3 protein-coding genes and 1 pseudogene are annotated in these 2,251 nt (G+C 73.9%); 2 read left to right on the top strand and 2 right to left on the bottom strand.

Going from position 1 to position 2,251, the window contains the following annotated elements; genetic code table 11:
- Positions 1 to 307, bottom strand: a 307-nt coding sequence (locus tag VGD85_RS19790) for a hypothetical protein (RefSeq protein ID WP_331065146.1), incomplete at its 3' end; no start/stop codon positions are given.
- A 150-nt stretch (positions 308 to 457) separates the two neighbouring features.
- Positions 458 to 616 carry a DUF5679 domain-containing protein gene (locus VGD85_RS19785; RefSeq protein WP_011754982.1) on the bottom strand — a complete coding sequence of 53 codons (159 nt, stop codon included), beginning with the start codon at positions 614 to 616 and terminating at the stop codon, positions 458 to 460.
- 200 nt (positions 617 to 816) lie between these two features.
- Here VGD85_RS19785 and VGD85_RS19780 point away from each other — a divergent pair, with 200 nt between their 5' ends.
- Positions 817 to 1,623, top strand: a complete 807-nt coding sequence (locus VGD85_RS19780; RefSeq protein WP_331065145.1) for an enoyl-CoA hydratase/isomerase family protein — start codon at positions 817 to 819, stop codon at positions 1,621 to 1,623.
- Positions 1,624 to 1,977: 354 nt separating this feature from the next.
- Positions 1,978 to 2,251 (top strand): annotated as a pseudogene (locus VGD85_RS19775) (hypothetical protein); the annotation flags it as partial.

The raw sequence follows: 2,251 nt of genomic DNA, 5'->3' as shown, positions 1-2,251 counted from the left end.
CGCGCTGTACGCGCTCCGCGTCGGCGGCCAGGGGGCCGCTGCCCAGGAGCTGCACCGCGACGGGCGGCGACGTGGTCGGGGCCGTCGGCTCCGTCTCGGTGAGCATGCCCGCGCGGGCCAGCGCGAGCAGGGCCCGGTGCGCGTCGGGCGTCTCGGGGGCCGGCGTCCGTCCGGCGACGAGGTCGTCGAGGAGGTGCTGCACGTCGGGCCGGTCGGGCACCACGAGCCGCCAGGGCGGGTCGATGCCGATCTGCAGGTGGTGGTCGTCGCGGCGTACGACCTGGAGGCCGGGGCGCAGGAGGCTCATGCCGACGGTCTACCCGGTCCGAGCCGCCGAGGCGTCCGCTCTCCACAGCCGGAGGAGGGGAGACGCGGACGGCGGCGCCGCCCGGTCCGCAGACCGGGTCGACGCCGCCGTCGCCAGAAGAGTCGGGGCGCTAGCCGCGAAGGTGTCGCGTCACGCCTTGCCGAGGATGCGGTTGAGGTTGGTGCCACAGACCGGGCAGACGGCCTTGGCCATCCGGGTGCCCTTGTCGTTCACCTTGACCTCGCCCTCGGCCTCGCGCTTCTCCTTGCACTTCACGCAGTAGAACTCGCCGCTCCAGGTCTCCGCCATGACGGCCTCCTTGCCTATGTATAACTGGTCGTCGCGACGGGGCAGAGGGGAAGACCCGCCGGAGCCCGACGACGGATGCCGCCGGACCGACTCAGACCCTACGACACGAGCGGTGAGTTGTGCGTCAGGCGCACCGCGAGCGGTGTCGACGGTGAATCCGGTCACGGCGCGCCCCGGCGCCGCTCAGTACCTTGTGCGGCATGCCAGCGCCCACCGACCAGCCCACCCACCTGCGCCTCGACCGCCCCTCGCCGGGCGTCGCCGTGCTCACCCTCGACAACCCCGACCAGCGCAACGCGATGTCGGACGAGATGACCGCCTCCTGGGTCGCGGCGATCGACGAGCTCGCCGCGGACCGCTCCGTGCGGGTCGTGGTCGTCACCGGGGCCGGCACCGCGTTCTGCTCGGGCGGCAACACCTCCTGGATCGCCAGCGAGCCCGACGCGAGCGTCGACCACCTGCGCACCCGGATGATCGCGTTCTACCGCGCCTGGCTCTCGATCCGGCGCCTGGAGGTGCCGACGATCGCTGCGGTCAACGGCCCGGCGATCGGCGCGGGGCTGTGCCTGGCACTGGCCTGCGACGTGCGGTACGCCGCCGCGGGGGCCCGGCTGGGGGCGCCGTTCGTCAAGCTCGGCATGCACGCCGGCATGGCCGGGACCTACCTGCTGCCGAACGTCGTGGGCGAGGCCCACGCCCGGGACCTGCTGCTGACCGGGCGCCTCGTCGACGCCGACGAGGCGCTCCGCCTGGGCCTGGTCTCACGGGTGATCGAGCCGGCCTCGTTCCTCGAGGAGGTGCTGGTCACCGCGGAGGGGATCGCGGCGACCGCGCCGATCGCCAGCCGGCTCACCAAGCTGGCGCTGGCCGACGGCGGGCACGCGGACTTCGAGAGCTGCCTGCAGTGGGAGGCGATGGCCCAGCCGATCACGCTCGCCACCGAGGACCTGCAGGAGGGCATCCGGGCGGCCCAGCAGAAGCGGCCGCCGGTCTTCCTCGGCCGTTGACCCGCCCGAGACTTTCGGGCGGGTGAACGTGAGGAAGCCCCCGGCCGCCTCGGGACACTTGCCTTCCCCTTGCGAGTGTCCGTCCGCGGCCGAGGGCCTCATCTGCCCACCACGCTAGGAGGCGCGCCGCCCGCCGGTCAACGCGCGGCGTTCACCTCCTGTGGATAACCTTGTGGACAGCCCTGTGGACGGGACGCTCCACCGGTGGAGGACGGCCCCGCAACCCGGGATCGGCCTGTGGACAGGCCGGGCCGTGGTGCGCCCGACCGCCCGCTGACCAGGCAGGATGGCCGTCCACCGGGTGTGGAGGAAAAAATCGTCCGACCGACAGCCGACGGACAGGAGACCGACCGCGTGGCGGACCAGACCGATCAGCGCGCCGACGAGGCCGGCGGCGGCTACGACGCGGGCCCGGTCGCGGCGCTGCGGCGCATCGCGTTCCTCCTCGAGCGGGGCCGCGAGGACACCTACAAGGTGAAGGCGTTCCGCGGCGCCGCGGCCGCGATCCTGCCGCTCCCGCCCGACGAGGTCGCCCGGGCCGTCGAGGAGGGCACGCTCACCGACCTGCCCGGCGTCGGCGCCAGTTCGGCGCGGGTGATCGCGGACGCGGTGCGCGGCGTACGGCCCG

Origin of the sequence: Nocardioides sp. (genome assembly GCF_036401255.1) — a bacterium.
Taxonomy (GTDB): Bacteria; Actinomycetota; Actinomycetes; order Propionibacteriales; family Nocardioidaceae; genus Nocardioides.
The sequence above is the reverse complement of the archived record's forward strand: the minus strand, read 5'-3'. Positions and strand labels throughout refer to the sequence as shown.

Bases quoted from the DNA above. Each gene is read 5' to 3' on its own strand.
- VGD85_RS19780 (WP_331065145.1), top strand. From the start codon at position 817: ATGCCAGCGCCCACCGACCAGCCCACCCACCTGCGCCTCGACCGCCCC.
- VGD85_RS19785 (WP_011754982.1), bottom strand. From the start codon at position 616: ATGGCGGAGACCTGGAGCGGCGAGTTCTACTGCGTGAAGTGCAAGGAG.